Origin of the sequence: Synechocystis sp. FACHB-383, assembly GCF_014698605.1 — a bacterium.
In the GTDB taxonomy this organism is placed as follows: domain Bacteria; phylum Cyanobacteriota; class Cyanobacteriia; order Cyanobacteriales; family Microcystaceae; genus Synechocystis; species Synechocystis salina.
In genome coordinates, this window is record NZ_JACJTJ010000002.1 from 1 (window position 1) to 4,716 (window position 4,716).

Annotated in this window: 2 protein-coding genes; both read left to right on the top strand. The window is 42.4% G+C overall.

Annotated elements, in window-relative coordinates:
- Window positions 1–1,152 (top strand): DUF4114 domain-containing protein (locus H6G45_RS00025; RefSeq protein WP_190595437.1); only part of this gene is annotated, 1,152 nt, incomplete at its 5' end.
- A gap of 453 nt (window positions 1,153–1,605) precedes the next feature.
- The coding region (locus H6G45_RS00030; RefSeq protein ID WP_277922693.1) for a SwmB domain-containing protein at window positions 1,606–4,716 on the top strand (3,111 nt) is incomplete at its 3' end.

Sequence of the window (4,716 nt, forward strand, 5' to 3'; positions counted from 1 at the left end):
GTGACCGGGGCTAAATTTAGTTATCTAGATGGTGAAAACAATCCCCATGGAGTCAAGCTTGAGCTTCTCGATGGCGATCGGGGAGATGCCGACGGAGTAAGCAATGGCCTGGTAGAAACGAAGGGTTATTTAGGTCGTACAATTCCAGGTTTAATTACCAACAATAATCGGGTTTTCTGGGCTCCCACCAATGCCGATGGCCAGGTACAACTAAGGTTAATTAGCAGTTCTGACCAAAACTATGAAATAGGCTGGATTGCGATGGATGACCCCGATGGTTCCATAAATGGCCTGCGACCCGATGATCTAGGCTATGAAGCTGCTGCTTTAGCCCGCAAACAAATCGTTTTTAATAATCAAAACAGCGCTTCAACCCAAGCTTTAACCCGTGATTTAGCGCAACAAAGTTTTACTGACATTAATAAATTAACTGGAACGGAATCTCAGTTCTTTGGTGATTTCAGGGCTTCTAAGTTAGAAGCTAATCGTTACTATATGCTCTACAGCCAACAGGGAGGCAAGACAACTTTTTCCGTTAATACTTCCCCCACCGTTGAAACCGATAGTCGGGGTTATCATCAATTCAATTTTGGGGGCATCACTGCTGAAATTAGCTCCAAAACTTTGGTTGTACCAGGAATTTTAAATCAAACCGTTACCGTCGAAGCCTCCATTAGTCGTGCTGGAGCCTATGACAATGCCATTGCCCTCTACCAAGTGGATAGCTTAACTGGGGGATTAGACATTAATGGCGATCGCCAAATTGATCTCAAGCCAGGTGAAATAGGTTACCTCCAGGCCGCTTTAAATCGAGCCCAAAATCCCCTCACCGGAGTAAGTTTAACGGCACCAGATAGTTTCTTTGGCACAACAAAACAAACCATTAACCTATTAGGCAACAATATGTATGGCATGGTGATTATTCCCAACGCCACCATTGCAGAGGTGCTGAATCAAAATCCCGGTAATGATCCCAATCTTGGCCCCGTTGCTCTTTTCTCTTTTAATGAAGCTAACCCCGGTGGCATTAGTCAAATGTCCCGCCTTGGTAGTAACCTTTTTGGCTTTGAAGATATAGTTGGGGGCGGTGATCAGGATTACAATGATTTAATTTTACAATTTAGTTTTCCAACTTCTATAGCCATGAATTAGAATTTTAATAGAAAATTTGATCGCCGTTCAATTTTTGGCTTGAAAACCCCATGAACTAGTTTGTCGGCAAAATCTTAAGTTTTGTGTCACAAGGGGGAGAATTTGACTTAGTAGATTATTTTAGGTAATTTTTCTGAGGTGTTGATGCTAGAATTGTGGCAAGCGAAAACGGCCTTTGATTTTGCTTGTTGAGCGGGTAGAACGGCGTCTAAAAATTCGGTAATTTCTCTTTAAATTCCGCAATGTGGGGGATTAGGGCAGTTTACGTCGCCATTTAAGACCCTGGCCAAGACGGGAGCAAATTTAAACTAAAAAACTGAATTATTACTTAAGCACGGCTTTCAACCCAATCAGGTGAGGGCTTAGGTTTTTCAGTCATTTATTGCAAAACACCAACATGGAATTCTGCAAATTGTTGTCCAAAAATGCCGTTTAACTTCGTCTTTTTTTTTCATGGCTATTAACTTCTCAAATCGACTTTCTGCGATTACTACGGATTCGGCGGGGGTAACTCATATTGTCTGGGTGGAAGACGCCACGCTCTTTCACGCAACTTACAACGACAATTCTGCAACCTGGATCAATGAAACGGCGATCACCAATGTCGGCTCTCAAAAAATCATCAGTTTAAACTTAATTGCCAACGATAAGCTCATTGATGATTCCGGCACAGGGCTACCAGGATTAGCGGTGGTTTACCAGCAGGGCAGTGAGAATCAAAGCAATATTTTCTACACAGCGGCTCAGTACAATGCCAGTGGCCAAACGCAATGGCTAGATAAACCCCAAGCTCTGACCGCCGACCAAGTAGGGGATTTGGAACCCAGGGCGATCGCCAAAGATGACGGCACCGTGTTTGTGGTGGGGCAAAAAGTTAATACTGAAAATGCTCAAAACCAAGGTATTCGGGAAGATACGGACTTATACTACCAATCCTTTAGGGTTAATAGTAGTCAATTCACAACGACACCAAGTTCTCCCCCTACGCCAGTCACTGGTACGTTGACCAGGAATGGATCTGGTTATTCCGGTCAAAATTCTGCCGTTGCCGCTTCCTACTCTGTCTTAAGTGATTCTGAAGCAGAATTCTTAGCAAAAAAAGCCTTTCAGGGGATAGGTTTCAATTGGAATACATCTAGCAACTTAATCGCTAACCTCTCAAAATTTTTACTTACTAAAAGCCCTGACCCCACCGCAGCAAAATCTCTTGGCTTTCTTGATAGCATCGTGATTAATATTGCTTTACAGGGGTCAAGCGGAGATAATCCTAACTGGCAATTATTTGGTGGAGGAGTTTCCACCGATGGCAAGCTACTACTCAATGCAATTGCATCTATTGCGATTAATGGAAGTCGCAAGAATAAGGAAGGTAACAATAAATTCAAATTTCAAAATCGTACACAAGACTCTCAACAGAATACATTTGAAATTTCGGTGACATTATCTTCCTTGTTCAGTTACGCGAATAAGCAAGGTTCAGATAAATCCTTCCCCCTATCTCTGGAAACAGGTGGTCTGGGACTAACGGCTGGACTCCAGATCCCTCTTTTCGGCACCGCTACTTCCTTTCGTGATATTCCTTTATTCAGTATTAACGCCTTCGGCAATATCGGCTTCGCTGTTCAGTGGCAGTTGAAGCCCAATAGTCCTAATTATAGTCCTCTCTTAGGTCCCTATTTAAGCGATAAGGGCTTAGTGGTTTCAGATGTGTTGGCTGATGTCCCAGAATTTTCCCCATTTATCGCCGCCAGTTCCCTTCTTTCTGATCTTATTGCAGTAATTGAAGCCGATGAGAATAAAAGTCCCGTGTCATTGGAGTCCTTGTTATTTGCTGTTAATTTCACAGCAGGACTTGACTTTGCACTGGCAATTCCTTTTGTTCTCCAGATAAATGGCTCTGTAGGACTCTTTTTTGATGGCACTTTTAAAGCCAAGGGAGAATCTGATTTTCCTCCCGACACATTTACCCTTGGGATTCCTATAAGTGCTAAGGTCGAATTGCTGGCAGGATTGATAAGCGCAAAGTTTTCAATTTTTCCTACTTGGACTTGGCCAGAATCTTCATCTCAAAGTCTAACCCTCAATCCTTCATTAACGTCATCAGCTTCCGAAACGGAACCCAGTGTTCAGGGATCTTTACTAACTATTCCCTTTTCCACGCCCCTAAGCCCAGATTTGACCCTAAATCCTGAAGACTTTACCGTCCAGGTAACCAATGCTAATAAGAGCGTCTCAACTATTCCGGTTTTTGGTGTCATTGTCCAAGGGAATACAGTTATTCTGCGTTTGGAGCGTTCAATTCCCTACACCACCCTAAACGATCAGCCCCTAACGGACAATATTACCGTGAGCTATAGCGGTAATCAGCTCAATGACTTTACAAAAAGTACGGTTATCAATAACTCCGCCCAAACTCTGGTTTATACCTATGACCCAACCAGTGGCAATGGTAATAATTATACCAATACCAATCAACAAATAACCATCGCCTTTAATACACCGTTAAACACCGATATTGTTCCCGATGCGAGCCAATTTATCGTAAAAGACAGTGATGGAAGCACCATTAATTTAATTTCTCCTAATCCAAACGGACAACAACCCATTTACGTTAATAAAAATAGTGTTGTTCTAACCTTAGCTCAGACCATTCCCCAGGGAGAAAACTATACCGTACAATATACGCCGACCCAAGGAGGAAGCGATAATCTAGAAAGTTCAAGTAATCAAGATATTGCTTCTTTTATCATTAGCAATGCCAGTTCTTCGACGACCGCAGGGGACACAAACAGTACATTCATCAGCACAGAGAATATTAATCAGGTTCTGAGCAAGATAGACAATGACTTTACCCAAGATAGCTCTCCGGCCTTAGCCCTCACCAGTGAAGGAGATATTCTGCTCAGTTGGAGTAGCGATGCTCCCAATTTATTACCCATTTCTGCTTTGGCCCAAGGAAGCAATATTTATCTGACCTTTGGGGAAAACTTAGCCAACAATCAAGGAAATTATCTCAACCCAGAAGCGGATCAATTTGTCGTCACCATTGACGGTGTTACTCAGTCTTTAAACCAGAAAGAGCCTCCAAATGTGGAAGGTAACACGCTGGTTCTAACCTTAGCCCAGCCAATTGCGGCCAATGCAACAACGGTTTCTGTTAGTTATAACTTAGTGGCATCGGACGGGAATGATAGTAGCAATCTGGCGTATATTGATCTAACTGGGACAACATTTTGGTTAGAGAAATTCGCCGATTTATCAGTTGATTTAATTAATGATGCCAGTGCACCAACGGTATTAGACTTAGACGTTAATGGTGATACTTATAATGGCTACGGCTCTAATCAAACCATTGTTATTCCCTTCGATCAAGAATTATCGTTTACTTCGGAAAATGATCAACTTCCCAGTGATGACTTTAGTGTATTAATCAATGGCAAAGGTGTTGGCGTTCTTCAGGCAATTATCAATGAAACATCGGTTGTCCTGACCTTAGACAATTCCATTCAAATCGGTCAAGGCAATCTTGTTTCAATAACTTACAAATCAGATCCTGACAACCCA